Raw genomic sequence first — 26,120 nt, 5'->3', positions numbered from 1 at the left:
ATATTTTTGCTCATTTCAAAGGCACCTGCGGGTGCCTTTTGCTTTTATAAAACACTGCTAAACTTATCGTTACCCCACTGATTCTGTGGTTTGTTTCTTAAAAGTTATTACTTTGTTGTCTATTTATTTACTTACTAAAATTTATTTCCTTTCGTCAGATAACAATAATGCAACGTCGTTAACCGCTATTGATGCTCACGGTGGCTGAAATGCATCAGCACGCTGATTTTTTTGTTAGCGAGGTGATTAACAAAAAGGTCATAAGAATGATGCCTTTTACCGATGGTGGCATGGTCGTGTGTTAATGAATGCGTGAAATTCTATTTACCTGCACTTATAAAAATAGAGATATAAGCATGAAAAAACTACTTGCTATGTTCTTCTGCCTGACCGTGGTGGTGAGCACCCCACTGGCGATGGCTGAAGATGCTAAAACGACAGAGAAGACAACGGATGTGGTACTGATCGGCGGGGGGATTATGAGCTCTACGCTGGGCGTGTATCTACAAGAGCTACAGCCAGATTGGTCTATCGACATGGTTGAGCGTATGGATAACGTGGCGGAAGAGAGCTCTAACGGCTGGAATAATGCCGGTACGGGCCACTCGGCCTTCATGGAGCTAAACTACACGCCGGATAATCCCGACGGCCCAATCAATATCAGCAAAGCGCTGGAAATTACCGAAGCGTTTGAAGTCTCGCGCCAGTTTTGGTCTTATCAGGTGAAAAATGGCGTGCTGAATAATCCGCACGCTTTCATTAACAGTGTGCCGCATATCAGCTTTGTCTGGGGCGACGAAAACACCGCGTTCCTGAAACACCGCTATGATGCGATGCAGCACAGTACGCTGTACCGTGGCATGGAGTTCTCTGACGATCCAAATACGATCAAAGAGTGGGCTCCGTTGGTGATGGAAGGTCGCGATCCTGCTCAAAAAATTGCAGCAACCCGTATGCCTATCGGTACTGACGTGAACTACGGTGAAATCACGCGTCAGTTAGTTGGTGCGATGAAAACCAAGTCCAACTTTGCGCTGCATCTGAATTCAGAAGTGCGTGATATCAAGCGTAATGCAGACAACAGCTGGAGCGTGACTTACGCCGATCTGAAGAACGGCGAAAAAGAGAGCGTGATTAAGGCAAAATTCGTCTTTATCGGTGCGGGTGGGGCGGCACTACAATTGTTGCAGAAAACCGGTATTCCTGAGGCCGATTTGTACGGCGGCTTCCCGGTTGGTGGTGAATTCCTGGTGACAGAAAACCCGGAAATCGTGAAGCGCCACATGGCAAAAGTGTACGGCAAAGCCTCTGTGGGGGCGCCACCGATGTCCGTTCCTCATCTGGATACGCGTATTTTTGACGGCAAGCCAGTCTTGCTGTTTGGGCCATTTGCCACTTTTTCCAGTAAATTCCTGAAAAATGGTTCGCTGTGGGATCTGATCGGTTCTGTGACCTTCTCCAACGTAATGCCGATGACGCACGTCGGTCTGGATAACTTCGATCTGGTGAAATATCTGGTCGGTCAGGTCATGATGGATGATGACGATCGCTTCGCTTCATTGCAGGAATACTTCCCGAACGCGAAGAAAGAAGATTGGAGACTGGCGATTGCAGGCCAGCGCGTTCAGATTATCAAGAAAGATGATGATAAAGGTGGCGTGCTGAAGTTGGGTACTGAGATCGTCAGCTCACAGGATGGTTCGATTGCCGCTCTGCTGGGGGCTTCTCCGGGCGCGTCAACCGCAGCGCCGATTATGCTGAGCCTGCTGCAAAAAGTGTTTAAAGATAAAGTGGCGACGCCAGAATGGCAAAGCAAGCTGAAAGAGATTGTTCCGTCTTATGGTCAGAAGCTGGACGGTAATATTGAAATGACCAATAAAATCCGTCGCTACACCAGCAGCACGCTGGATCTGGATTATATTGAGGTTAAACCTGAGTAATTGGTATTAATTGGAATAACGACGTAAATAAGGCCGCGAAAGCGGCCTTATTTTATCGTGTTTCTACGGTATATCGGGCAATAAAAAAGCAGGAAGGTTGCCTTACCTGCTTTTATGTAGAAATCCGTAGATTACTTAGAACGCATAGTTGAAGTTCACGCCGTACAACCATGCTTTACCTTTAGAAGTAAAGTCATATTGGACAGCATTGAAGGCACCCGGCGCACGTTCGTTGATAGTCACGCTCTTGCCATGCATGTAGGACACGCCAACGTCAACCGACGCGTCTTTGTTAAATGCATAGGTTGTGCCTGCGCTCAACCAGAAACGATCTTGATCCGGGATGGAGATAGAACGTCTGTCGGCTGGTACTGGGCTGTCATCAAACGCGATACCGCTACGGAACGTCCAGTTATCGTCGTGATAATAGGTGGTGCCGAGTGCGATACGGTAAGCATCACGGAAGTTTTCTTCTTTCTGGAACAGTGTGTTACCGCTATTACCTGTTGCTTTCAGCTCTTGGAACTGGCTCCAACTGGTATAAGTCAGGCTGTAGTGCACCGCCCATTTTGGTGCCACGCGGTGATAGGCAGAGGCTTCCCACATTTCCGGCAGATTGAGAGTCAGCTTACCTGGAACGGTCGCACCATTGAGGGCACCTGGCCCAGCGGGCAGTTGGTTGCTGTAATCGCCGTTAAAGTCGATATCGACTTTAGAACGATAAGTCAGGCCGACGCGGTTGTTTTCATCGATTTCGTACAGGATGCCGGCATTCCAACCATAGCCCCATTCTTTGCCTTCTAATTTCGCTATCTCAGTGGTGCGCGGCAGTGCTGTACTGAGATCGCCGAGATGACGCGTAATTTTGGCATCGGCATAGACGGCGTTAACACCCAGACCAAAGCTGAAATGCTGGTTCAGACGATAGGCTGCGCTCAGGTTCAGGTTTGACGTCAACAGGTCGGTTTTTCCGCCGATAGAACCTGCTGCATAGCTGTCATTGAATTCCGTTGCCAGACCGTAGTTGGTGGTGGCAGACGCGCCAATTGCCCACTGTTCGTTAAGCGGCATGATGAAATGCAGGTTCGGTACCCAGGCATGTGGCGCGATATTTTTGGCGCTAGCATCATTTCCTGTCAGTCGGTTTGAACCGCTGACATCAATATCTGGGTTGATGTAAGTGACGCCACCGGAAAATGAAGGACGGTCAAACATGGTCATGGTTGCCGGGTTACGGCTACCTGAGGCCGCGTTGTCGGCTACGGCACCTTCACCAGAAAACGCGCGTCCCAGACCCGATGATGAGTATTCATTTAGCTGGAAACCAGCCGCGGACACATTTGCTGAAAACAGGGCCACCGCAACAGCAATTGTGGATTGTTTGAACAGGTTTTTCTGGCTCATGACCAAAACCTCTTTATATGCTTGTTATTTAACGTTGTTACACGGGGTAACAAGGGACGCGCATTGTAGGGGGCGCACTCAGCCTGACAAATCAGACCAGTTGCCAAAGTATAAGTTGGGAATACGATAATGTTGCGCTTGTGTATTAAAAATATTTCTAAAATGATGCAAAATTTAGATCTACTTAACGTTTTGGTTAATTTTTGTGAGGAACTATTACTCGGTTTTTACTGCCTAATAACACCTTAATGTGACTGATATCACTAAAATTATGGGTAGGCATGAAGTACTGGTGCTGCTTTAGGATGAGGGAGTAAAATATAAGGAAGATAGAAATATTTGAACTGGATCATATCTCCCGCGTCTTAAGCCTCAAGAGGAAAGCATCATGACGAACGTAATCAATAAATGCAGTGCTGAAGAAACCGCAGCCTGCTGCTGTGTCGATGTCGGCACAATCATGGATAATACAGATTGCACGGCGTCTTACAGTAAAGTGTTCAGCGATCGTTCTGATGCGGAGGCGACACTCGCCACTCTGACGGCAAAAGCGCGTGCGGTGGAGTCTGAACCTTGCGACATCGCCAGCACGCTGGAGGAGGTAGACGGTGGTGTTAAATTGGACATCGATTTTACATTCAGCTGCCAGGCTGAAACAATGATTTTCCAGCTAGGCCTGCGTTAAGCCTCCTTCTGGCAAGTATTGCCTTATTGCATAGCTTGCCAGACTCGTTTTTTATTTCTCTTCGCTGTTATTCACCAATGTTGGCGGTGTCATCACTTATTAACTCTCCCGATACGCATGTTAATCGGCCATATAATTGGTCGGTATGTTGCCGGGTTTCCCCAGAGTTCTGCGATATCTTCATAAAAACGATGCAGCGTTTCCTCCTGTCCTGCCTCCCTAATGCCGGCGACGGCAGACCAGGTTGAAATGTAGCCGATGAGAGCTTCCAACGGCCATTCAAGGTGGATGTTCAGGGGCGGTGCGTCGATCTCGTCAAAGGGAAAAGGGATGTCCTTATACCCATTATCAACCAGTTGGCGTTCGGCAGGCCAAAACGGGCCAATCTCGTCGTCATAAAACTGACGAAATCTGTCGTTCAGATCGTCATCAAGCTGCATAACCCCATAGCTGATGAGCGCCAATATTCCTAGAGGGACTGCCACCCTGTGCACCTCCCGGTAAAACGCGTCCAGCTTGAACCAATGTGCAGCCTGTGCCGCGGTAATCAAACTGTAACTGAGCGGTTGTCCCGGCAGTGTTTCGGCGGGGGAACATGCATAATGGATACGGTTGTGTGCAATAGCGTTACGTAGCTGGCTATCGCTGGGATCGATACCTTTTACAACGTCGAAATGTTCAGCTAGCTGTCGCGTAAGCTGCCCGGTCCCGCACCCCACATCCAGCGCGTTTTGGGTATTGGGTGCGAGACTGGAAAGGTATTCTGCCAGTTCGGGTGGGTATTGGGGGCGGTAACGAGCGTAGTTTTTCCCACCGGAGGCAAACCAGTTTCTGCTTTCTTCGGTTGTGTTAGTCATCTTTATCACCTGAGGCGTGTAATTCTGCACGCGCTATCTGTATTCGTTTTTCAAAGCTCTGCTGTTCCAACGCCGATGCCAGAGCTTCCAGCCCCTTCATCAACGGCCAGCCCGCGTCTTTTTCAAGCTGTTCAATGGCAAGGAAAATGGCTTCCCAGCAGCTCTCTAGTCGATCAACGAGTTGAATGCCTGCTGGTGTCAGCCTGAGCGCAAATTTACGCCCATCGCTGAGCTGTTCGCGCACAAGAATGCCGTCCTGCTCCATTAACGTGACCGACTGGCTGATCGCGCCCTGTGTCAGATGCGTCGATTCGGTGATGTCCTGCACGGTCTGAGCGCCAGCGACAATTGAACGCAGGATCGGCGTAAATCGTGGACGATAATTGAGTGACATGGCGCGGTAGTTTGCCTCCGACCCTTTATCAACCAATTCAGCGGTATACCTCAGCAGTTCGCCCAATCCAGGTTTAATTTTCAAAAGTGTCTCCCTAATGAAAATAAATACATTAGCGCTAATATATTTTGTTGGCAAATTCCTTTGCGTAAAGATTGATGGAATAAAGGCCACGACCCGCATGCTCTTCACATTTTTATGTTGCGCGGCTTTGCGTAATGTAACTATCTGGTTAACAATGAAATCAGGTCTGACCTGTTGTGCGCGTACTTTATTTTTGGTTAACGGAAGTATTTTCGGTTAACAGGAGCGTTTATGAGCGAGGTATTACCTCTGATAACCCGCCGTGGCGATCGCATTGCGTTCGTGAGCGGATTACGCACCCCATTTGCCCGGCAGGCAACGGCCTACTATGGCGTACCTGCCATTGAATTAGGCAAACTTGTCACCAGTGAACTTCTTGTTCGCACGGGTATCGATCCTGAGCTGATCGAGCTATTGGTGTTCGGGCAGGTGGTTCAAATGCCTGAAGCGCCGAATATCGCCAGAGAGATTGTGCTCGGTACGGGCATGAGCGTGCATACTGATGCGTATAGCGTTTCACGCGCCTGCGCGACCAGCTTTCAGGCCGTCGCCAATGTAGCGGAAAGTATTATGGCAGGCACGGTGGAAGTCGGTATTGCCGGAGGGGCGGACTCCTCTTCCGTATTGCCCATTGGTGTCAGTAAAGCACTGGCCAGAACGCTGGTGGATATGAACAAGGCTCGAACGCTGGGCCAGAAGTTGAGATTGTTAAGCGGCCTGCGCCCGAAAGACCTGCTCCCGGTGGCACCTGCCGTGGCGGAGTATTCCACCGGGTTGCGCATGGGCGATACCGCCGAACAGATGGCAAAAACCTACGGCATCACGCGTGAAGAACAGGATGAGCTGGCGCACCGTTCGCACAGGCTGGCGGCACAGGCCTGGGAATCTGGCGTGCTGCGGGATGAGGTCATGACGGCGTACGTCCCGCCTTATGAGAAGGCGCTGAGTGAAGATAACAACGTGCGCCATGATTCCGCCTTAGAGCAGTATTCTCGCTTACGTCCGGCGTTCGATCGCCGACACGGTACGGTGACGGCGGCAAACAGTACGCCGCTAACGGATGGTGCGGCAGCGGTCTTGATGATGAGTGAATCCAAGGCCAAAAGTTTGGGACTTACGCCGCTAGGCTATCTGCGCAGCTATGCATTTAGCGCCATCGGCGTGCAGCGCGATATGTTGTTGGGGCCGGCTTATGCTTCTCCACTTGCGCTGGCAAGGGCGGGTGTGGCGTTGGCCGATCTGACGTTAATTGATATGCACGAAGCCTTTGCCGCCCAGACGTTGGCAAATCTGAAGCTGTTTGCCAGCGATGAGTTTGCCCGAAGCCAATTGGGCAGAAACGCCGCGCTGGGCGAGGTGGATCGCGCTAAGTTCAACGTGCTGGGTGGCTCGATTGCCTATGGTCATCCTTTTGCCGCTACTGGTGCGAGGATGATTACCCAAACGTTGAATGAACTGCGTCGTCGCGGTGGCGGACTGGGCTTAACCACCGCCTGTGCGGCGGGCGGGCTAGGCGCGGCAATGGTACTGGAGGTGACGCCATGAACGATCAACAGCCTTTCCTCACGGCAACGGAAAGCCAGTCTGCGTTTTCCCTCACCATTCGGCCAGACAATATTGGCGTGATTAGTATTGATGTCCCCGGCGAGAAGGTGAATACGTTAAAGCGCGAATTTGCAGAACAGATTCTCTCGGTCTTCGAGCTGGCGCGGCAGCACGCGACGCTCAGAGGACTCATTTTTATTTCTGCCAAGCCTGATTCGTTTATTGCTGGCGCAGATATCACCATGTTGAACCAGTGTGGCAGCGCCGAACAGGCAGAAAGCCTGGCGAAACAAGGGCAGGAAACATTTGACCTCGTTGCTGCACTGCCTTTCCCCGTTGTGGCCGCGATTCACGGTGCCTGCTTGGGCGGTGGGTTGGAGCTGGCATTAGCCTGCGACTATCGCGTTTGTTCGCTAGATGAAAAGACGGTACTAGGGCTACCTGAAGTCCAACTTGGCCTCCTTCCCGGCTCGGGGGGAACGCAGCGTTTGCCACGCTTGATTGGTCTGGATAGCGCATTGGATCTCATTCTTACCGGTCGCCATCTCCGGGCGAGTCAGGCGCTGCGGCAAGGGCTGGTTGATGAGGCTGTCCCGCACGATATTCTACTGGAGACGGCGGTCGAGATTCTCAAAAAAGGTAAAAGGAAGGTGGTGCCGTTGGGCTGGCGTTCGCGTTTGCTAAGCAGCCCGGGTATTCGCCATCTGCTTTTCAAAATAGTGAAACACAAGACCCGCGCGAAAACACATGGCAACTATCCGGCCACTGAAAAGATCATTCAGGTGGTGCGCCGGGGAATAGAAAAAGGTCGTGAGGAAGGATATCGGCAGGAGGCGCGAGCGTTTGGCAAGCTGGTGATGACGCCGGAATCTGCCGCACTACGCCATTTGTTCTTTGCCTCGAATGCGTTAAAGAAAACCTCCGGCTCAGCCTCTGAGGCGAAGCCGATCCATCGTGTTGGCATTCTCGGTGGCGGGTTGATGGGCGGAGGGATCGCCAGCGTTACGGCAACGCGCGGACAATTGCCGGTGCGCATTAAAGATATCAATGAGCAGGGTATTAACCATGCGCTGAAGTACAACTGGCAATTGTTGACCAAGCGTGTTCAGAGTAAACGGATGAAGCCAACGGAGCGTCAGCGCTTGATGACGTTGATTTCCGGTAGTACGGATTATCGTGGTTTTGAACATGCGGATATCGTCATTGAAGCGGTCTTTGAAGATCTGGCGCTGAAGCGGCAAATGGTGGTGGAGATTGAAGATCATGCTGCGCCCCATACTATTTTTGCATCAAATACCTCATCGTTGCCGATCCATCAGATTGCAGAGGGCGCGCGTCGCCCGCAGCAGGTCGTTGGCCTGCACTATTTTAGCCCGGTGGACAAAATGCCGTTGGTTGAGGTTATCCCGCACGCCCACACCAGCGCAGAGACGGTTGCGACGACGGTTGCTCTGGCGAGAAAACAGGGGAAAATTGCAATCGTCGTGAACGATAGCGCGGGATTTTATGTGAATCGCATATTGGCGCCTTACATCAATGAGGCGGCTTATTGCCTGCTGGAAGGAGAACCTGTTGAATCGATTGACTACGCGCTGGTGCGTTTTGGTTTCCCCGTTGGTCCGCTTGCGCTGCTTGATGAGGTCGGTATTGATGTCGCAACCAAAATCGTACCGGTGCTGAGTGAAGAACTCGGCGATCGCTTTACCTCTCCGCCCGCGTTTGATGCGATCCTGAAAGATGGGCGCAAAGGGCGTAAGAATGGCAAAGGGTTCTATCGGTACAGTAAAACGCGCCGTTTCTGGCACACGAAAGAGGTCGATAGTTCGGTTTATCCACTGCTGGATGTGACACCGAAGGCGCATATCGATCCTGCGTTGATCAGCCAGCGTGCCGTGATGATGATGTTGAATGAGGCGGCGCGTTGTCTGGATGAAGGCGTGATTCAATGCGCCCGTGACGGCGATATCGGTGCGGTATTTGGTATTGGTTTTCCCCCTTTCCTTGGCGGCCCATTCCACTATATGGATCGTCTGGGGATGGAAACGGTCGTGAAAACGCTGCTGGTACTGCAACAACAGTATGGCGATCGATTCGCACCCTGTGAACGTTTACTCACGATGCGGGAAGGCCAGCGGACGTTCTATCCGCCAGCCGATGAGGAGCATAACGTTAGTTTATCGTGACGTTAATCGTGACGGTGTCTTTATACGTCCCCTCCGGTTTATTTGCCTGACTGGCATTAATGCGGGCGGTGTACGGGATATTCTGCGTAATTCCCGTTCCCGCCCCGCTATAATCGTTAGTTTCTGTCCAGGCGACGTTCCCAGTACGGTAGAGCTGGTATTGCAAGTAGTAGGGCGTACCACCGACGGTTGCGGTCATTCTGCGCCAGTTGGCATCATCCGGATGGGTACTTACGAGCTTAACGGTATACGCGCCCAGCAGCGTACAGCGAACGCCGAGGTTATTGTTGACCGCTGCAAAGTTAGCGGGAAAGGCCGCCGTACCAAAGCTGATATTTGGCGCACTGGTGATCTGGCAATCATTGGTGATGTTCATGGTGATATTGAGCGTTGAGGTCGTTGACCCTTCCTCATAAATGCAGGTGATTATCCCTATGGAACAAAGTTTGTAATCCCATTTTATTGTCACTGCGTCGGTATAGGTACCGGCAGAAATGTTATTACCTGTACTGGTACGGATATAGATCGGTATGGAACCATCTGATGAATTGAACAGCCCTAATATCCCCAGAAAGGTGGTCTGGCTCCAAGTGTAGGCTGAACCGATGTTATAGAGTGTACCGCATCCCGAATCCATACACAGATAGTAAGGAACGTAATCTGTGCTCGTCCCTCGGCGCATCCGCATGGTGGTGCCGCTGGGATTACTGTCGCTCTGTATTGTAGCTGTGATGGTATTCGTGCCCGCTATACTCAGCAGACTTCCCGTACAGCGAAATCCACTTCCCGATGCCACGATTTGTGGCGCACCGTTAACGCCGACAACGGAAGAACCATAAGGCCCTAGCGTGGTGTTGCTGGGCGGCGTGGTACAGGCAGCGTAGCTAAAAGGTGCGTAATACAGTGTCATCAGCAGGAAGGCCAGATGTAACCAACGGGCGGATCGCCGATTGGTGGCGAAGAGGTGCTGGATCTGCGGTATCGGGGTCAGCATCGTTTTATCCTTTTGGATCAGTCTGGCAGGTAAGCGGGCCGATGGTTGCCATCATGGTCTGTGATTCCGGCAGTGAGAACGCCACGCGGCAAAGCCGTCCATCTTCTTGTTTAAAACGTAAGCGGTTAGAGGTTCCCAGATTGGCGAAGTAAGCTAAACCATCGTAGCCACTGATCGTGGTGTTGCCGCTGGCTTCGTCTGTTATCCAGGTGCCGATGGTGAGCGGGTTGCCATCCGTATTACGCAATCGGATATTGGCGGATCGCACGACATGAACAGGGAATTTCACGACGGTGCCGCTGCCTTCTTTTACCGACACGCGAGATTCCACCTGTGGGGTCGTGACGTTGGCTGGCAGTTGTAACGTATCGATTTCCACTTTCGCGGGGTAATTGGACACGACCCACGGTACGAGTAAATGGCCGCGCTTGTTGGTTTTCCCCACCAGTTGGTTTTCATATTTTACCGGGACATCAGGGTATCCATCGGTATCGACAACAACAAAGGCGTCGTTAATACGATTGCTAGGGAAAAGCCCTCCGTTCATGTAGATCAGCGAACCGCTCAGTTCCCCCCACTGGGTGGAGCTTCCTTCATTGCCATAGGTTCCGCCAGCCACCATGGCATAAGGGCCGCGCCAGTTAAGCGAACCTTGATGATAGGGATTTTTGCCCGCACCATACGCGGCGTCCCAACCGAATCCGCCCTCTGTCGGCGCGGTACGATTCACCCCGACACGCGGGGAATAATCACCATTGTTGTCGCGCTGAACGCCAGCATTGATGCTGCTGTTGTTGCCAAAAGGCATCACGAACTGGATCTGGGCACTGTAGCCGTTTTCTCCCAGCGCTTTGTTAAAGGCGAGATAAATAGCGCTGCCTTGCCAGACCTGTCGGCTGAAAGAGAGGTTCAGCAGGCGGGTACGGGCTGAATCGTAGGCACGTATATCGAAATAACCCACGCCGAACGAACCATTGCCCGCACCGAAGATTTGGCTGCTGATCGTTGCCTGATTACTTTCCCGGCTGAGGCGGCCTTCTGTGATCGTGGCTGTTAAATCGCGGTATTCTTCACTGCGTTTGGCATGTTGAACGCTCAGGCCAAAGGCGGAGGTGTAGTAGGAGTAGCCTGCGGTGTATTGGTGTCCGGTCGCTTCCTTTTCGCTCTGACTGTAGGAGGAACTCAGTGTTCCCCAGCGGCCTAGGGTAAAATCCGCCCCCGCGCCGATCAGATAAAGATCCTTCACGGCTTCGCCATGCGCTGACACCGTTAGCTTATTGGTCAGCCCATACCGATAGATGCCGCTGAGGGCGGGATCATCGGTATAGGCATTATTCTGTACACCATAGTTCTGGCGCAACACACCAGCGGACAGATCAAAGTCGCTTAACCCTTCTCGCAGCAATGCGTTGGAGACGTAAAAAGGGATTGTAGTGGAAATCTGCCGCCCCTGAGCGTCCGTCGTAATGACGGTCGCTTCCCCTGCGCCGTTCAGATAAGGCGTATTCGTGAGGGTGAAGGGGCCAGCATTCAGGTTGGTGCTATTCGCTTTATAGCCGTTGATAAAGAGATCCAGTGTGCTGGGTACGGCGGCCGTACCGGTATATTGCAGCATTGGATAGGTCACAATGTCCGGCCGAAGACCGAAATTGCGGGCAACACGCAGGCCGCCCATACGCACCGAGTTGCTCCACGTCAGAGAGTTGCTAATCAGATCGCCAACCTGATAGGTGATCATGTGTTCGTTATCGTTGTAGCGCCAATAGGTATCGAAACGCTGATAGCTATTTTGCTGCGTGGCATTGCCGCCTGAAGTGAAATAGTAGATCCCCGTATTGGATAAGGTTCCGTAGGGGCTGAAAAAGCGCTGCTCCATCCAACTGTTGAGCGAATCCGAATTGCCGCGGGGTGAGGTGTAATACAGGTTATAGTTGAACAACAAACCGGGGCTGCTGCGGGCTGGGAAATGCGCCATGTCTTGCCCTCCGCCGTCAACGGATTGCTCCGGCAGCCAGAATGTGGGTACGGTGAGCTTTAGCTGCTGTATGGCCTGATCGTGATCGGCGGTGACCTCTGGCAGCGTGCTGATATTGACGAGCCCCGTGCTTTGATCCGGTAGGCGGACGTGATTCGAACGCAGCGTTGTTGCATCCACATAATAATTCCCCTCACGATAGGTGACGGGCACAACCGCATTATCACTTTGTCCGTTAACGGAAAGCGTTAAATAGTAAACGGATTCGCTAAGTGATGGCATGGCGCTGGGGGGCGCAGGAAGATCGGTATAGTCTTCCGCGAGAAGGGGCTCAGAATAAAACAGTGCAAGCGGGGCATACATGAGCAGGGGCAAAACACCTGTTTTGATCGTCATGTCTGACCTCACCATGGCCGTACGGTCAATAAATACGCCTCTGTCGTTAACCGCTCCATCATTCACGTTTAATCAAGATGGGATCGGTAATATCGATCAGGTGAGTGAAGAGCTGCATCGCCGCGCCGGGTGTGGATATGCCAGCGGGGAGCGGCCAGCGCATCTCTTGCCCCGGTAACACATAGCCTAAAAAGCCGTCGGTTAACGTGGTCTTGCTTCCTTTTCCGCTTCGGTCTGCGGACCAATAGACGTTACTCAGACGGGCATGCACCACGCCGCGGTTGCGGACATAAAGATAGTTTTTTCCCCCAACGGCACTGATTCGCCAACTAAGCACGGGCAGCGTAGGTTCGGCGTTGGTTCGCCGTTTATCGGGGCGAGTATGTGTCCAGACACCTTCACCATCAAGGAACAAGGGCAACAGATAGCGCATCTGGAATTGCAGTCCCATCTGCGGGGCATCTTGTTGGTAGGGAGCGGAAATTTCATCAATGATGATACGGTAGGCCAGTTCAGTATTGGCGGGGGCCGAGTTGACGCGAATCAGGCGTATCATATTACGTTTACCTGGTTCCAGCGTCATGAACGGTGGTGTAGCAATCACGTTACTTTGTTCGGCATAACGATCCTGAAAGTCTATTTGCTTCCAGGACATGATGCGGATTTGTAAACCGACGGGGGCAGTGCCTTTATTTTCCAGCCACAGCGCCGAACTGTTCTCATCTGATTCAATGACCTGATAAATTGGCCAAACGAGAATAGAGCTGGCAGCAAAACAAGATAAGCTGATACCGCTTAACAAAAAGATCATTGCCCGAATAAAAAACGTCATTTTCCTTTTCATCCTGTATTTACCCTGTTTTATTTTTAATAAGTCAGGCTGACGGTCACATTATCGGTATAAACCCCTGCGGGAGGCAGAGGTGTGCCGCCAAAATAGCGGGCATAAACGGTGTAAGTCTGGGCTGTAACCGGAAAAGAGACGATACTGAGCGCCAGACTTCCCGTTCCCCATACCTGCGTGCGTGCGGCATCACGATAAAGTTGGTAGGCCAATAGCCGCGTCCCTGCTGCATTTTTCAGATAACGCTGTGTACTGCTGCCACCATTGATGCCGTAGTCCAGTTCAATGATGGCGTTAATGCCAGGCGTACAGGTGGCGATAATCGAACCGCCTGCACTTGTGCTGGCAACATCCACGTTGGTGGCCGTGGCACTGCGCGTCCCGAAATTAAGTGTGCCCATATTGGGTTGACTGCTTGCCGTATTGGTACCAAACACACAGCCTTTTTGTATGACTGCTTCGACGTCAAAAGTGCTGCTGACCGTGAGCGCCATCGTCACCGTAGGAACTAGGGGGCTAAACAGCAGAAGTGACGACATCAATGCCGATGGAAAACGCATCGCTATACCGGTGGCTACTCAGCCTGAATGACGATACGGGAAATGCCAAGAGCCGGCTGTGGGGCGTAGGCAGTAAACACGATATCGCTTATAAGACGTGGTGGCATAACGGCTCCTTTTCTTGCGGATCAATGACCCTAAAAAGGCCGACATGTAAATATGTCAGCCTGTAAACCTTCACCATACGAGAGTGGCAGCAACGGTATCGGTATAAGAACCCGCAGAGGGTGACAAAACCGTTTGGTCTGATGGTTGAATTCGCGCATAGACCGGAACTAATTGTGGGTTGCCTGTTGCAGCAATCGCAATACCCGTTGTCCCTGTGGCTGTAAGCTCGGTGCTACGGGTGCTGTCGCTGTATAAACGATAAGGAACGTTATACGCTCCTGTCCCTGGTGCGAGCCTGCGTAGTGGCCCACTGTCGTTGAGCCCTGCGCCGATGTTCAGCGTGGCAGGGGTGCCAACAGAGCACGTGACAGTAATCCCTGTGCCCCCAGCGCTGGTCGCCTGGCTATCAATGTTGGCCGTCAAATCGGAGTGGGAACCAAAACTGATCGTACCCCATGTACCGGTTTGGCCTGCAGCGCCGTTGTTGATAGTGCAGGCCGCAGTAATCGTGAGTGATACGGGGATCTGACCATTAATCGTCACGCTGCTGGCGGTGGGAGAAAGGCCGAATGTGGTGAATAATGTAGCCAGAATAGGTAATGTTATACGCTTAGAATTCATAACGATTCCTTTATATGCATCTCACATATTTTCATCGAAAGTGTCTTCACGAAAAGGTATTGGTTTTCGTGAGTACTGCTCGTTACGAGTGACTATTACAAAAGAAATCATAACGAGTCGTTTTAATCAGTACGGCTATTTATATGGCATGGATTAACCGTACGGGAAAATACAGAGGGTTTATACCCGTCATACTTCAAGTTGCATGTGCGTTGGCCGCGTTCAGTCACCCGAATCACTTACCTGAGTAAGCTCATCGGGATTCCTTCTCTTGCCGCCTTCCTGAAACTCGAATTATTTAGGGTATATTCTCTTTCCTGATTACCGGAACCGCTGACACAAAAATATCGTACTACTGAAATATATCCTGCTAAAATTTCAGTGTTTTTCTCATGGTGAAAATAAATCTATAAAGGAAACGTATTGCTAATTTTCTCTTCCATGGTGATGAATGATTTCTAACATATAAAATAACAGAAAGACTCTCCGACCTTTATCCTGAATTGCACGAGCGTCCGTAAAATAGAAGGGCAATCTGTTTTTATTATATGGCGTTATATTCCGTATTTTTTCTTTATTCATATAAAGTGAATATCAAAAAACGCTATTTAAGATAAAGATAGAAGCAGAGTGGTTGTTTAACAATATTGCAAAATTGATATGTGTTAAAAAAGTGAAAATCATCGTTTTTTGTTTGTTTGATGGTGTTTTGTGCTGATTTTTTGTTTTTAATCTGTTTTTTGATTAAATAAGTTGATTTGTTTGTAATTGATTATAATGTCCATCTTGATTTCATGGGTATATATTCCTAAGACGATGTACTTGGTCAGAAACCTTTAAAACTATTATTTATCAGTAGATTACTTCCGTAAAATGACAAAGGAACGTGCTTCATACGGAAACCCGATGTCAGGCGAGTTTATCAGGGCACTAAACTCAGGTAACCTACAGGGATAAAACAGGTTAGACCCTACATAATTCGAGTTGCAGGTGCAGGATAATGCGTGCATATGCAGCCTGAGTTATAGAAGATACATCATATATTTCATTAACATAGCGGTGTGATATGCAAGTGTTGATAATGCGTCATGGCGATGCGGTACTTGATGCAGCGAGTGATGCTGTTCGGCCATTAAGCGACGGTGGTCGTGATGAATCTCGCCAGATGGCGTGTTGGTTGAACGAGCAAAATATCGATATTGAGCGCGTTCTGGTGAGCCCTTATTTACGCGCTCAGCAAACGCTCGATGTGGTGAAAAAAGCGCTGCCTTTGCCGGAAGAAGCGGATTGCCTCAATGAACTGACACCCGGCGGTGATGCCCAGCTTGTCAGTTATTACCTGCAAACGCTGGCGAGAGAAGGTGTTGGTGCGGTTCTGGTTGTTTCGCATCTGCCGTTGGTGGGCTATCTGGTTGCTGAGTTATGTCAGAATGAAACGGCTCCAATGTTCGCCACCTCCGCTATCGCCTGCGTCAAGGTGGACACCGAATCCGGCAATGGGGTGCTGCACTGGCAAGTCAGCCCGGCACAGCTGACCGCAAAACCCTGATTTCTCAGCGAGAAACTCGAAGTTCGTGCAGTATGAGGCGTGTAGCGTGCTGCACGCCTTGTAAGGTTTGAAGCATGGCGAGGATTACTCAAGCGAAGGCGCTTCCAGCGCAACCAGTACCAGCAACGCTGCATTCCCTCCGAATTCTTTCGGTGCCTGATGAAAAGCCAGTACGTCAGGGTGCTGTGCCAGCCAGAGCGGTGTTTGTTGCTTAAGGATATGTTTGCCGTGTCCGTGCATTACGCAGGCGCAGTAAACGTGCTCCCGGCGACAGGCTGCCAGCAGTGCGCCCAATTCCTGCTTTGCCTGAAGCTGTGTCAGACCGTGTAAATCGAGAAACAGCTCCGGCGAATAATCCCCCCGCCGCAGTTTCTTCAATTCGTAATGGCTAGCGCCTGGGCGGATATAGCGCGTCGGGCCTTCTGCGTCCAACTGTGGCTGAAATTCATCCGAAAAATAAAAACTGGCATCAACCTGTTCCTGCAATGCTCGTTTTGCCGGTAATTCGCCTATTTTCCTGCGCAGCGGTTTATGGGTATAGGTATCCTGACGCAACTTTTTTGTGCCAGTGATTGACGTACGAAAAAGCTGCAATTCGTCGTCATTCAGCGAATATTTATTACTCATTTTTCATTCATCTTGCGTCAACATTCGATCAGTTTACCTTGTCTCCCCGCTGTCGCTAAATAAAAGTCTGTATCAGTGCGCGTTCAGTCGGTTATATCTGCTGATTTGTCGCGGGCTTCATGGCAAACTAAGCGCCAATTTCTTATTCAGAACTGTCTGCGGAGGATACCCTTGGACAAAATTTTCGTCGATGAGGCCGTCAGTGAACTTCATACCATCCAGGATATGTTGCGCTGGGCTGTCAGCCGGTTTAACGCAGCCAACGTCTATTACGGTCACGGGACGGATAATCCCTGGGATGAAGCCATACAGCTGGTACTGCCTAGTCTGTATCTGCCGCTCGATATTCCTGAAGATATGTACACGTCCCGTTTGATCACCAGCGAACGGCAGCGCATTGTTGAACGCGTGATCCGCCGCGTTAATGAGCGTATCCCGGTCGCCTATTTGACCAACAAAGCCTGGTTCTGCGGCCTGGAATTCTACGTTGACGAACGTGTGCTCGTGCCGCGATCTCCTATCGGTGAGCTGATCAATAACTATTTTGACGAGCAACTGCCGAAGACACCAAACCTTATTCTGGATCTGTGCACTGGCAGCGGCTGTATTGCTATTGCCTGTGCTCAGGCGTTCCCAGAAGCGGAGGTCGATGCGGTTGATATCTCCAGCGATGCGCTGGCGGTGACCGAGCAAAATATTCAGCAGCATGGTCTGGAATACCGTGTAACGCCGATTCGCTCTGACCTGTTCCGCGATTTACCGGCAATTCGCTATGATCTGATTGTGACCAATCCGCCGTATGTGGATGAAGAAGATATGTCCGATCTGCCGCAGGAATTCCGTTTCGAACCGGAACTGGGGCTAGCGGCGGGCAACGACGGCTTGGATCTGGTTCGTCGTATTCTGGCCTGTGCGCCAGACTATCTTAGTGACGACGGCGTGCTGATTTGCGAAGTGGGTAACAGCATGGTGCACCTGATCGATCAATATCCAGAGATTCCGTTCACCTGGCTGGAGTTTGATAACGGCGGTGACGGCGTGTTTATGCTAACCCAGTCACAGCTGGTTGATTGCAAAGATCATTTTAGCGCTTACCGTGATTAAACGGTCATAACGATATTCATCTGCCTGACCGTTTGACGGTAAGGCAGAAACAGAACACATGTGAAGGAGTTGTGATGGCAGGCAACAGTATTGGGCAATTTTTCCGCGTCACTACATTTGGTGAATCCCACGGTATTGCTCTGGGATGTATTGTTGATGGCGTACCGCCGGGTATTCCGCTGACGGAAGCGGATTTACAACACGATTTGGATCGCCGCCGTCCGGGGACCTCTCGCTATACGACACAGCGTCGCGAGCCCGATCAGGTCAAGATTTTGTCCGGCGTGTTTGAGGGGGTGACAACAGGGACCAGCATTGGCCTGCTGATTGAAAACACCGATCAGCGCTCTCAGGATTACAGCGCGATTAAAGACGTTTTCCGCCCTGGTCACGCCGATTATACCTATGAGCAAAAGTACGGTCTGCGTGATTACCGCGGTGGCGGTCGCTCTTCTGCGCGTGAAACCGCGATGCGCGTTGCCGCAGGGGCGATTGCGAAGAAATACTTGCAACAACAATATGGTGTGAAGGTTCGTGGCTACCTGTCACAGATTGGCGATGTCACCTGCGAGCTGAAAGATTGGGAACAGGTGGAGCAAAACCCGTTCTTTTGCCCGGATATCGACAAGTTGGACGCATTGGATGAACTGATGCGCGCGCTGAAAAAAGAGGGTGATTCCATCGGCGCGAAGGTGAGCGTTGTAGCGGAGTCGGTGCCCGCCGGATTAGGTGAACCGGTCTTTGACCGCCTGGATGCCGATCTGGCTCATGCATTGATGAGCATCAATGCTGTGAAGGGCGTCGAAATTGGCGATGGGTTTGCCGTTGTCACCAAACGTGGCAGCGAAAACCGCGACGAAATCACACCTGAAGGCTTTCAGAGCAATCATGCTGGCGGCATTTTGGGCGGGATCAGCAGCGGTCAGAACATCGTTGCGCATCTGGCGTTGAAACCGACCTCCAGCATTATGGTGCCGGGAAAAACGATCAACCGTCAGGGTGAAGCGACTGAAATGGTAACGCGTGGACGTCACGATCCGTGTGTCGGGATTCGCGCAGTGCCGATTGCCGAAGCGATGATGGCGATCGTGTTAATGGATCACCTGTTGCGCCAACGCGCACAGTGTGGGGATGTGAACAGTCAGGTTCCTCGCTGGTAAAAATAATGAAACAAGGGTTAATCGGGGTTCTCGCGCTGGCGCTGAGTGCATCGTTGTTGTCGAATGCCGCGTGGGCAAAAACACCGTGGCAGGAGATAACGCATCCGGTCGCGGGTGCGGCACAGGCAATTGGTAGCTTTTCCAATGGCTGCATCATCGGTGCCCAGCCGTTGCCGTTGCAGTCTCTGGATTATCAGGTGATGCGCGTCGATCAGCGCCGCTATTTTGGTCACCCCGATCTTCTCGCGTTCATTCAGCGCCTGAGTACCGAGGTTAAGCGCACGACATCGGGTAATGTGCTGGTGGGGGATATGGGAATGCCTGTCGGTGGACGTTTCAGCAGCGGCCACGCCAGTCACCAATCCGGGCTGGATGTGGACATCTGGTTACAGTTGCCCAGACAGCGCTGGAGTGAACAACAGTTGCTGAAACCACAGCCTATCGATTTGGTTAATGCCAGCGGGCTTAACGTCAACCCGCGCGTTTGGCGGCCGGAAGTCACTACGCTGATCAAGACTGCGGCACTCGATAGCGACGTGACGCGTATTTTCGTTAATCCGGCGATTAAAAAACAGCTGTGTGCCGAAGCGGGTCACGATCGTGACTGGTTACGTAAAGTCCGCCCTTGGTTTGCGCATCGTGCGCATATGCATGTTCGTTTGCGCTGCCCGGCAGATAGCCTGGAGTGTCAGGAACAGAGCGATCCTCCTATCGGAGACGGATGCGGTGCTGAGTTAACCAGTTGGTTCCAGCCGAAGCAGCCGAGTAGCGAAGCCCCAGAGAAAACGACGCCGCCACCGTTGCCGCCTTCTTGTCAGGCATTGCTCGACAGACATTTTGCCGCGAGATAACGAATAACGATGGATTGGTTAGTTCTTGGGCCAGACATGCTGGCCGTGTTGTTTTTTGTCGGGGCGCTGGCAGGCTTCATTGATTCGATTGCTGGTGGCGGTGGGTTATTGACGATCCCGGCCTTGCTGGCGGCGGGTTTATCCCCGGCGCAGGCGTTGGCAACGAATAAACTTCAGGCTGTCGGCGGCTCCTTTTCTGCCAGCCTGTATTTTATTCGTCGGCGTGCGGTGAATCTGGGCGAGCAGAAACTGGCTATTGCGCTGACGTTTGTCGGCTCGACCTTTGGTGCCTGGTTGATTCAGCAAATCCATGCCGATTTTCTACGCCAACTATTGCCGTTCCTCATCATTGGTATTGGCCTCTACTTCTTATTAACGCCCAAAATCGGCGATGAAGATCGGCAGCGCCGCCTGTCGCCGCTGCCGTTTGCGATTGTGGCAGGTGGTTGCGTTGGTTTTTATGATGGTTTTTTCGGTCCCGGAGCCGGGTCGTTTTACGCGCTGGCCTTTGTCACCTTGTATGGTTTCAATCTGGCAAAAGCGACGGCGAATGCCAAAATCCTGAACTTTACCTCCAATTTCGGCGGGCTGCTGTTTTTCATTCTGGGCGGTCAGGTGGTCTGGGTAGTCGGGGGCGTGATGCTGATCGGGCAGATCCTCGGTGCGCGGCTTGGCGCCAAAATGGTCATGACAAAAGGGCAAAAGCTGATCCGCCCTATGCTGGTGCTGGTTTCCGCCATCATGAGCAGCAAGCTGATTTATGACAGCCATGGGCATGCGATTGCTGCCTGGCTGGGACAGCTTTTATGATAAAAATTTTATAATGACAACAAATAACATGACAACGACGCACCATTATCAACAACTGATTGATATTTTTAATGATTGCTTTGGCGATGAATACAATACCCGTCTGGTAAAAGGCGACGATGAGCCGATTTATCTGCCAGCGGATGATGAGATTCCGTATCATCGGATTGTGTTTGCTCACGGTTTTTATGCCAGCGCGCTGCACGAGATTTCTCACTGGTGCATTGCCGGTGCACAGCGGCGTTTGCAGGTCGACTTTGGCTACTGGTACTGCCCGGATGGTCGCGATGCGGCGACGCAAAGCCAATTTGAAGTGGTGGAGATCAAACCCCAGGCTTTCGACTGGCTATTCTGCGTTGCAGCAGGCTTTCCGTTTAACGTCAGCTGCGACAACCTGAACGGCGATTGTGAGCCGGATCGTATTGATTTCCAACGACGTGTGCATGCACAAGTGATGCAGTATCTGGAAGAAGGGATTCCTGCGCGCCCGGCAAGCTTTATTCACGCGTTACAATCGTTTTACAATACGCCACCGCTGACGGCGGCGAGCTTTCCGTATCCAGCCGATCTGTGATGAACGGGAACTGCAAAAAATTTGAGGATAAGAAATGATCGCAGAATTTGAAACGCGCATTTTGGCGCTGATTGATGACATGGTAGAACATGCCAGCGACGATGAACTTTTTGCTGGTGGCTATTTGCGTGGTCATCTGACAGTGTCGGTGGCAGAAGCGGAAGAGAACGGGGAACATACGCTTGAAGCACTGCATGTGCGCGTTAGCGACAGTATTAACAACGCGATCAAAAATGGTGAACTGTCACCACCGGATCAGGTGCTGGTTAACGGAATGTGGGAACGTTTGTTCCAACAGGCGCAGAATAGCACGCACTGATTTCGTCAGTGCTAACCGCCAATTTGTCGGTGCTGGCTTAGTCTAGCCAGCACATCTTCTTCCCCATTAATCCTGAGCCACGGGTTTACCTTTTAGCAGTTTCCTTATCCAGAAGCGATTCGGGTTTAGCGCAGCTAGCGTGTCACGATCCAGTGGTAGGGGTTCGCCATACATCTGCGACGCTAAAATTTCCGCCGCAAGTGGGGCAGAGCAGAGCCCGCGCGATCCTAACGCACCGATAATAAACAGATCCTGCCAATAAGGTGCGCTTGGCACAGCGTCAGTACGATGCTGTGGATGCAGTCGATCTTCATAGTCTGTCAGCGTTTTTTCATAGTCCGGCACCGCGCCTAAGAGCGGCAGATGATCGCGCAGCGCGCAGCGGACGCCTTGGCGAGCCTGTCCATCGCTGACATCGACTGCTTTGGTCCAATCGGCGTTGGGCAAGCAATTCAGCAACCGTTGACGGTTCTCCTTCTGCTCTTCTTCCCGATAATCACAATGCGCTTCGCCGCGTAGATAGCTCGCCCCGATGCAGTGTGTTTGATGTTGCGGGCTCACTGGTGTCAGGTAGCCGTCGTAGCACAACACCTGCTTTAACTGGCCCAGCACAGGGTTAGTCGGAATGTGGCTGACCTGCCCGCGCACGGCGTAGCCGGGTAAATGGTGGGTTTGTGGCCAGTCAGTAATCTGGTGACCATTCGCCAGTACCACGACCGCATGACTGACTTGCTGACCAGTACGTAGAGTGAGCGCCCAGCCGTTATCTGTTTTCTCCAGATCGGAAATGGTGGTACTCATCTGTACCGACAGGCCGTGTTGCTGTGCCAGCTTCAGCGCAGCGGCTGTCAGTTCTGCTGGACACAGCCAGCCGCCGTCGGGGTAGGTGATGCCATTTACGCCGGGATTCAGGCCGCTCTGCTTTTCCAGTTGCTGCGCATCGACGCTAACGACCAGTTCTTCCGGCCATTCCCCTTGCAAAATCTGCTCGATCTTACGCGCGCTCTTTTCATCCCAGGCAAGCTGGCTGACGCCACACCACTGGTGTTCAAATTCCAGCCCCTGCTGCGCCAGCGCCGTGTAGCTGCGGTGGGCAAAGTCAAAGGCGAGCGAGAAAAAACGGGATACCGCATCGTGTCGGTTATTCAGCAGAGGATACAGCGCGCCCTGACGATTGCCAGATGCGCCAGTGGCAGGCTGTGACTCCGCGCAGTAGAGCGTGACGTTTGCACCACGCCGTTGCAGTGCCAGCGCGGTGAGCACGCTGGCGATGCCGCCGCCGATAATCGCAATATCGTCAGTCGTGCTGGCCGCTGGGCGTGCATACCACGGTGTCGGCGAACTGATGGGAAGTACATCGGGAAGGATGCCGCTCAGCATTTCGCGCTTCTGCCCGAATCCCTTGACTTTACTAACCTGAAATCCCGCCTGTTGTAGCCCACGCCGCACAAAACCTGCGGCGGTAAAGGTGGCGAATGTCCCTTCTTTACGACACAGGCGTGCCATTGCCTGAAACAGATTATCGGTCCACATGTCAGGGTTTTTGGCGGGTGCGAAGCCATCCAAAAACCAGGCATCAACCTGATGGTTTTGGGTGTCGTCCAGCTCAGGTAATAAGACATTGACGTCGCCAAACCATAAATCGAGCGTGATGTTGCCTTGCGCCAGAATCAGACGGTGACACCCCGGCAGCGCTAACGGCCACTGCTGGCGCAGTTCATCTGCGAATTCGGCTAACTCTGGCCACTGTGCGTGTGCGGCAGCCAGATCGTGCTGGCGCAGGGGGAATTTCTCGAAGCTGATGAAATGTAAGTGTCGTAATGTCGCCTGCGGCTGCTGTTGACGAAAATGGGAAAAGGCTTGCCACAGCGTGAGAAAATTCAGTCCGGTGCCAAAGCCGGTTTCCGCTATCACGCACGCTGTGCGCGGGTGAGTGGTGAAGCGCTCAGGAAACTGATTGCCCTGTAAAAACACATAACGGGTTTCGGCTAACCCATCCTGATTCGAAAAATAGACGTCATCAAACTGTTGCGATACAGGTGTACCCTGAGCGTTCCAACTTAACGACGCATGTTGGATGGGAAGGTTAGCCACGGTAAAAGCTCATTATTCAAGTGATGGCGAGATTTTAACGAGCTGAAGATCGTGGTGCAAATTTAGCAATAATTTCTCGCTAGTTCGGCTGATCGGACTTGTTCAGCTTACAACTGTACGCTAAAGTGCGAAGCGAAATCCCAAACTCTATAAGTGGAAGAAGAGGTATTAAATGAAACGTGCAGTGATTACTGGCCTGGGGATCGTATCAAGCATTGGTAATAACCAGCAGGAAGTTCTGGCATCATTGCGGGAAGGCCGCTCGGGTATTACTTTCTCTCAAGAGCTGAAAGATTCCGGCATGCGTAGTCACGTCTGGGGGAATGTCAAACTGGACACCACTGGCCTCATCGACCGCAAAGTTGTGCGTTTTATGAGTGATGCGTCGATTTATGCCTACTTATCCATGGAGCAGGCGATTCAAGATTCTGGGCTGTCTGATGAAGTTTATCAGAATAACCCGCGCGTTGGTTTGATCGCCGGTTCTGGCGGTTCTGCGCGTTATCAGGTATTTGGTGCTGATGCGATGCGTAGCCCACGTGGTCTGAAAGCGGTTGGCCCTTACGTGGTAACCAAATCCATGGGCTCTGCGGTATCCGCGTGTCTGGCGACGCCATTCAAAATTCACGGTGTGAACTACTCCATCAGCTCTGCCTGTGCCACTTCTGCACACTGTATCGGTAACGCCGTTGAGCAAATCCAGATGGGCAAACAGGATATCGTGTTCGCCGGTGGTGCTGAAGAACTGTGCTGGGAATTGGCCTGTGAGTTTGACGCCATGGGCGCGCTGTCCACCAAATACAATGAGACGCCAGAAAAAGCCTCTCGCACCTACGATGCGGGTCGCGATGGTTTTGTGATCGCAGGCGGTGGCGGTATGGTCGTGGTAGAAGAATTGGAACACGCACTGGCACGTGGCGCGCATATTTACGCAGAAGTTGTCGGCTACGGTGCAACGTCTGACGGTGCGGATATGGTTGCCCCATCGGGTGAAGGTGCGGTTCGCTGCATGAAGATGGCGATGAATGGTGTTGATACGCCAATTGATTACCTGAACTCTCACGGCACGTCTACGCCGGTTGGCGATGTGAAGGAACTGGGCGCAATTCGTGAAGTGTTTGGTGATAACTCGCCAGCTATCTCTGCGACGAAGGCGATGACGGGTCACTCTCTGGGGGCTGCTGGCGTTCAGGAAGCCATTTACTCCCTGCTGATGTTGGAACATAGCTTCGTTGCACCGAGCATCAACGTGGAAAACCTGGACGAACAGGCTGCTGGCCTGAACATCGTGACTGAACCGACGGAACGTAAACTGACCACGGTGATGTCTAACAGCTTCGGGTTCGGTGGTACGAACGCGACGCTGGTGATGAGAAAACTCGATAAATAATCGGTTTTTCACCCGCGTATTATTATGAGAAGTAATAAAAACCCCGCAGGCGTAAGCCGCGGGGTTTTTGTTTTTGGGATGGTGTTCAACTGGCGTGAGGTGCTGTTATGGAAGCGGTACTGTCCACTTTTTGATTGCAGTAGTCACATCCTGCATGGCGTCTTTTGCCGCCTGGCTGATGCCACCAAGCTGGAAAAAACCATGAATAACCCCCAAATAGCGCCGGCATTGTGCATTGACACCCTGCTCGGTTAGCGTGCGGAACAATGCTTCTCCTTCGTCTCGTAGCGGATCATATTCTGCTGTAATGATCAGCGTTGACGGCAAACCCGATAATGGGCTGTGCATTGCCGGGCTGGCTTCGCAATGATTGGGAGTCAAGGAATCAAAATAGGCTTCATATCCACTCACCAACGTTTCTCGTGTAATGACATAATCTTTGCCATTTGTACGGTAACTATCGCTGCTGGCTGTGGCATCCAGCATGGGGTAGATCAGGATTTGTCCGCAGGGTTTGAATGTACCGCGATCGCGTAACCGTATGGCAGTCACTAACGCCAGGTGGCCTCCAGCACTGTCACCCATCAAGATGATATTGTCGGGATCGATATCCAACATGTTGGCGCGTTCATGGATCATTTTAGCAGCATGGTAGGCATCATCATGTGCAGCCGGGTAGCGATGTTCTGGGGCTAAACGGTACTGTACAGCAATGACTTTACAGCCGCTGTGAAAGGCGATATGTCGTAATTGGCAATCGTGTGTGGCGAACCCACCGCTGACGAAACATCCACCATGATAGTAAATTACAGCAGAAGCGCGTGGCTGTGCGGTCGGTGGCGTGTAAAGCCGCAGTGTGAGTGATTGCCAATTTATCTCTTCATAATTGACGCCAGGAGGCGCCTCTCCTGCCAGCACGGTACTGGCGATATATCCTTCACGGCGTTCCGCCAACGTTTGATTTTTTACTGAAGGGCGACCATTACGGATAAACGTATTGACGAGTTCAGCAATGTTTGGCTCAAGAGTCATCCTGTCTCCTTTGATGGAAA

Annotated in this window: 23 protein-coding genes; 12 read left to right on the top strand and 11 right to left on the bottom strand. The window is 51.7% G+C overall.

Annotation, left to right across the window (positions count from 1 at the left end; translation table 11 throughout):
* Positions 1-356: 356 nt before the first annotated feature.
* On the top strand, positions 357-1,940 hold the full coding sequence (gene mqo, locus E2566_RS14625) for a malate dehydrogenase (quinone) (protein WP_107169695.1): 1,584 nt from the start codon (positions 357-359) through the stop codon (positions 1,938-1,940).
* 135 nt (positions 1,941-2,075) lie between these two features.
* On the opposite strand, the gene fadL is transcribed toward mqo, so the two are convergent.
* A complete protein-coding gene (gene fadL, locus E2566_RS14620) occupies positions 2,076-3,344 on the bottom strand; it encodes a long-chain fatty acid transporter FadL (protein ID WP_107169696.1) in 1,269 nt (422 codons plus the stop codon).
* A gap of 388 nt (positions 3,345-3,732) precedes the next feature.
* Here fadL and E2566_RS14615 point away from each other — a divergent pair, with 388 nt between their 5' ends.
* Positions 3,733-4,029, top strand: coding sequence for a YfcZ/YiiS family protein (locus E2566_RS14615; RefSeq protein WP_107169697.1), 297 nt, complete (start codon positions 3,733-3,735; stop codon positions 4,027-4,029).
* A 92-nt stretch (positions 4,030-4,121) separates the two neighbouring features.
* On the opposite strand, the gene E2566_RS14610 is transcribed toward E2566_RS14615, so the two are convergent.
* Together E2566_RS14610 and E2566_RS14605 are read right to left on the bottom strand one after the other, a co-directional pair.
* Positions 4,122-4,886 carry a class I SAM-dependent methyltransferase gene (locus tag E2566_RS14610; RefSeq protein WP_107169698.1) on the bottom strand — a complete coding sequence of 255 codons (765 nt, stop codon included), beginning with the start codon at positions 4,884-4,886 and terminating at the stop codon, positions 4,122-4,124.
* Positions 4,879-5,364 (bottom strand): MarR family winged helix-turn-helix transcriptional regulator, encoded by a 486-nt coding sequence (locus E2566_RS14605; RefSeq protein WP_107169699.1) that lies wholly within the window; start codon positions 5,362-5,364, stop codon positions 4,879-4,881. The genes E2566_RS14610 and E2566_RS14605 overlap by 8 nt, the downstream gene beginning before the upstream one ends.
* 231 nt (positions 5,365-5,595) lie before the next feature.
* On the opposite strand from E2566_RS14605, the gene fadI reads away from it, so the two are divergent.
* Positions 5,596-6,909 carry an acetyl-CoA C-acyltransferase FadI gene (gene fadI / locus E2566_RS14600; RefSeq protein WP_107169700.1) on the top strand — a complete coding sequence of 438 codons (1,314 nt, stop codon included), beginning with the start codon at positions 5,596-5,598 and terminating at the stop codon, positions 6,907-6,909.
* A complete protein-coding gene (gene fadJ, locus E2566_RS14595) occupies positions 6,906-9,092 on the top strand; it encodes a fatty acid oxidation complex subunit alpha FadJ (RefSeq protein ID WP_107169701.1) in 2,187 nt (728 codons plus the stop codon). The genes fadI and fadJ overlap by 4 nt, the downstream gene beginning before the upstream one ends.
* On the opposite strand, the gene E2566_RS14590 is transcribed toward fadJ, so the two are convergent.
* The 5 genes from E2566_RS14590 to E2566_RS14570 form a co-directional block, all read right to left on the bottom strand.
* The gene (locus E2566_RS14590) at positions 9,079-10,086 is read right to left on the bottom strand and encodes a Csu type fimbrial protein (protein WP_107169702.1); all 1,008 of its coding nucleotides are present in this window, start codon (positions 10,084-10,086) and stop codon (positions 9,079-9,081) included. The genes fadJ and E2566_RS14590 overlap by 14 nt on opposite strands.
* A 4-nt stretch (positions 10,087-10,090) precedes the next feature.
* A complete protein-coding gene (locus E2566_RS14585; RefSeq protein WP_107169703.1) occupies positions 10,091-12,457 on the bottom strand; it encodes a fimbria/pilus outer membrane usher protein in 2,367 nt (788 codons plus the stop codon).
* Between the two features lie 58 nt (positions 12,458-12,515).
* Entirely contained in the window at positions 12,516-13,289 is a 774-nt protein-coding gene (locus E2566_RS14580) for a fimbrial biogenesis chaperone (RefSeq protein WP_107169704.1), read from the bottom strand.
* 35 nt (positions 13,290-13,324) lie between these two features.
* Positions 13,325-13,861: a Csu type fimbrial protein gene (locus tag E2566_RS14575; protein WP_107169705.1), complete on the bottom strand. Its 537-nt coding sequence runs from the start codon at positions 13,859-13,861 to the stop codon at positions 13,325-13,327.
* A gap of 177 nt (positions 13,862-14,038) precedes the next feature.
* Positions 14,039-14,590, bottom strand: coding sequence for a Csu type fimbrial protein (locus E2566_RS14570; protein WP_107169706.1), 552 nt, complete (start codon positions 14,588-14,590; stop codon positions 14,039-14,041).
* Positions 14,591-15,656: 1,066 nt separating this feature from the next.
* Here E2566_RS14570 and sixA point away from each other — a divergent pair.
* Positions 15,657-16,139: a phosphohistidine phosphatase SixA gene (gene sixA, locus E2566_RS14565; RefSeq protein WP_107169707.1), complete on the top strand. Its 483-nt coding sequence runs from the start codon at positions 15,657-15,659 to the stop codon at positions 16,137-16,139.
* An 84-nt stretch (positions 16,140-16,223) separates the two neighbouring features.
* On the opposite strand, the gene smrB is transcribed toward sixA, so the two are convergent.
* Positions 16,224-16,766: an endonuclease SmrB gene (gene smrB, locus E2566_RS14560; protein ID WP_107169708.1), complete on the bottom strand. Its 543-nt coding sequence runs from the start codon at positions 16,764-16,766 to the stop codon at positions 16,224-16,226.
* A gap of 171 nt (positions 16,767-16,937) precedes the next feature.
* On the opposite strand from smrB, the gene prmB reads away from it, so the two are divergent.
* From prmB to E2566_RS14530, 6 genes are all read left to right on the top strand, one after another.
* Positions 16,938-17,870, top strand: a complete 933-nt coding sequence (gene prmB / locus E2566_RS14555) for a 50S ribosomal protein L3 N(5)-glutamine methyltransferase (protein WP_107169709.1) — start codon at positions 16,938-16,940, stop codon at positions 17,868-17,870.
* A gap of 74 nt (positions 17,871-17,944) precedes the next feature.
* On the top strand, positions 17,945-19,030 hold the full coding sequence (aroC, locus tag E2566_RS14550) for a chorismate synthase (RefSeq protein WP_107169710.1): 1,086 nt from the start codon (positions 17,945-17,947) through the stop codon (positions 19,028-19,030).
* Between the two features lie 5 nt (positions 19,031-19,035).
* On the top strand, positions 19,036-19,881 hold the full coding sequence (mepA, locus tag E2566_RS14545; RefSeq protein WP_107169711.1) for a penicillin-insensitive murein endopeptidase: 846 nt from the start codon (positions 19,036-19,038) through the stop codon (positions 19,879-19,881).
* A 9-nt stretch (positions 19,882-19,890) separates the two neighbouring features.
* Complete coding sequence (locus tag E2566_RS14540) at positions 19,891-20,691, top strand: sulfite exporter TauE/SafE family protein (protein ID WP_107169712.1); 801 nt, start codon at positions 19,891-19,893, stop codon at positions 20,689-20,691.
* A gap of 28 nt (positions 20,692-20,719) precedes the next feature.
* Positions 20,720-21,265 carry an elongation factor P hydroxylase gene (locus E2566_RS14535; RefSeq protein ID WP_107169727.1) on the top strand — a complete coding sequence of 182 codons (546 nt, stop codon included), beginning with the start codon at positions 20,720-20,722 and terminating at the stop codon, positions 21,263-21,265.
* 34 nt (positions 21,266-21,299) lie between these two features.
* Entirely contained in the window at positions 21,300-21,584 is a 285-nt protein-coding gene (locus E2566_RS14530; RefSeq protein ID WP_010285074.1) for a YfcL family protein, read from the top strand.
* A gap of 66 nt (positions 21,585-21,650) precedes the next feature.
* Here E2566_RS14530 and mnmC read toward each other — a convergent pair whose 3' ends face one another.
* Positions 21,651-23,678, bottom strand: a complete 2,028-nt coding sequence (gene mnmC, locus E2566_RS14525) for a bifunctional tRNA (5-methylaminomethyl-2-thiouridine)(34)-methyltransferase MnmC2/FAD-dependent 5-carboxymethylaminomethyl-2-thiouridine(34) oxidoreductase MnmC1 (RefSeq protein ID WP_107169713.1) — start codon at positions 23,676-23,678, stop codon at positions 21,651-21,653.
* A gap of 172 nt (positions 23,679-23,850) precedes the next feature.
* Between mnmC and fabB the strand changes: the two genes are divergently transcribed.
* A complete protein-coding gene (gene fabB / locus E2566_RS14520) occupies positions 23,851-25,068 on the top strand; it encodes a beta-ketoacyl-ACP synthase I (protein ID WP_014699120.1) in 1,218 nt (405 codons plus the stop codon).
* A 105-nt stretch (positions 25,069-25,173) separates the two neighbouring features.
* Here fabB and E2566_RS14515 read toward each other — a convergent pair whose 3' ends face one another.
* Positions 25,174-26,100, bottom strand: coding sequence for an alpha/beta hydrolase (locus E2566_RS14515; RefSeq protein WP_107169714.1), 927 nt, complete (start codon positions 26,098-26,100; stop codon positions 25,174-25,176).
* Positions 26,101-26,120 lie beyond the last annotated feature (20 nt).

Source organism: Pectobacterium punjabense (genome assembly GCF_012427845.1).
Lineage (GTDB): Bacteria > Pseudomonadota > Gammaproteobacteria > Enterobacterales > Enterobacteriaceae > Pectobacterium > Pectobacterium punjabense.
The sequence above is the reverse complement of the archived record's forward strand: the minus strand, read 5'-3'. Positions and strand labels throughout refer to the sequence as shown.

Coding starts and splice junctions, on each gene's coding strand:
- mqo (WP_107169695.1), top strand. CDS start 357: ATGAAAAAACTACTTGCTATGTTCTTCTGCCTGACCGTGGTGGTGAGC.
- fadL (WP_107169696.1), bottom strand. CDS start 3,344: ATGAGCCAGAAAAACCTGTTCAAACAATCCACAATTGCTGTTGCGGTG.
- E2566_RS14615 (WP_107169697.1), top strand. CDS start 3,733: ATGACGAACGTAATCAATAAATGCAGTGCTGAAGAAACCGCAGCCTGC.
- E2566_RS14610 (WP_107169698.1), bottom strand. CDS start 4,886: ATGACTAACACAACCGAAGAAAGCAGAAACTGGTTTGCCTCCGGTGGG.
- fadI (WP_107169700.1), top strand. CDS start 5,596: ATGAGCGAGGTATTACCTCTGATAACCCGCCGTGGCGATCGCATTGCG.
- fadJ (WP_107169701.1), top strand. CDS start 6,906: ATGAACGATCAACAGCCTTTCCTCACGGCAACGGAAAGCCAGTCTGCG.
- E2566_RS14590 (WP_107169702.1), bottom strand. CDS start 10,086: ATGCTGACCCCGATACCGCAGATCCAGCACCTCTTCGCCACCAATCGG.
- E2566_RS14585 (WP_107169703.1), bottom strand. CDS start 12,457: ATGACGATCAAAACAGGTGTTTTGCCCCTGCTCATGTATGCCCCGCTT.
- E2566_RS14580 (WP_107169704.1), bottom strand. CDS start 13,289: ATGACGTTTTTTATTCGGGCAATGATCTTTTTGTTAAGCGGTATCAGC.
- E2566_RS14575 (WP_107169705.1), bottom strand. CDS start 13,861: ATGCGTTTTCCATCGGCATTGATGTCGTCACTTCTGCTGTTTAGCCCC.
- E2566_RS14570 (WP_107169706.1), bottom strand. CDS start 14,590: ATGAATTCTAAGCGTATAACATTACCTATTCTGGCTACATTATTCACC.
- sixA (WP_107169707.1), top strand. CDS start 15,657: ATGCAAGTGTTGATAATGCGTCATGGCGATGCGGTACTTGATGCAGCG.
- smrB (WP_107169708.1), bottom strand. CDS start 16,766: ATGAGTAATAAATATTCGCTGAATGACGACGAATTGCAGCTTTTTCGT.
- aroC (WP_107169710.1), top strand. CDS start 17,945: ATGGCAGGCAACAGTATTGGGCAATTTTTCCGCGTCACTACATTTGGT.
- mepA (WP_107169711.1), top strand. CDS start 19,036: ATGAAACAAGGGTTAATCGGGGTTCTCGCGCTGGCGCTGAGTGCATCG.
- E2566_RS14540 (WP_107169712.1), top strand. CDS start 19,891: ATGGATTGGTTAGTTCTTGGGCCAGACATGCTGGCCGTGTTGTTTTTT.
- E2566_RS14535 (WP_107169727.1), top strand. CDS start 20,720: ATGACAACGACGCACCATTATCAACAACTGATTGATATTTTTAATGAT.
- E2566_RS14530 (WP_010285074.1), top strand. CDS start 21,300: ATGATCGCAGAATTTGAAACGCGCATTTTGGCGCTGATTGATGACATG.
- fabB (WP_014699120.1), top strand. CDS start 23,851: ATGAAACGTGCAGTGATTACTGGCCTGGGGATCGTATCAAGCATTGGT.
- E2566_RS14515 (WP_107169714.1), bottom strand. CDS start 26,100: ATGACTCTTGAGCCAAACATTGCTGAACTCGTCAATACGTTTATCCGT.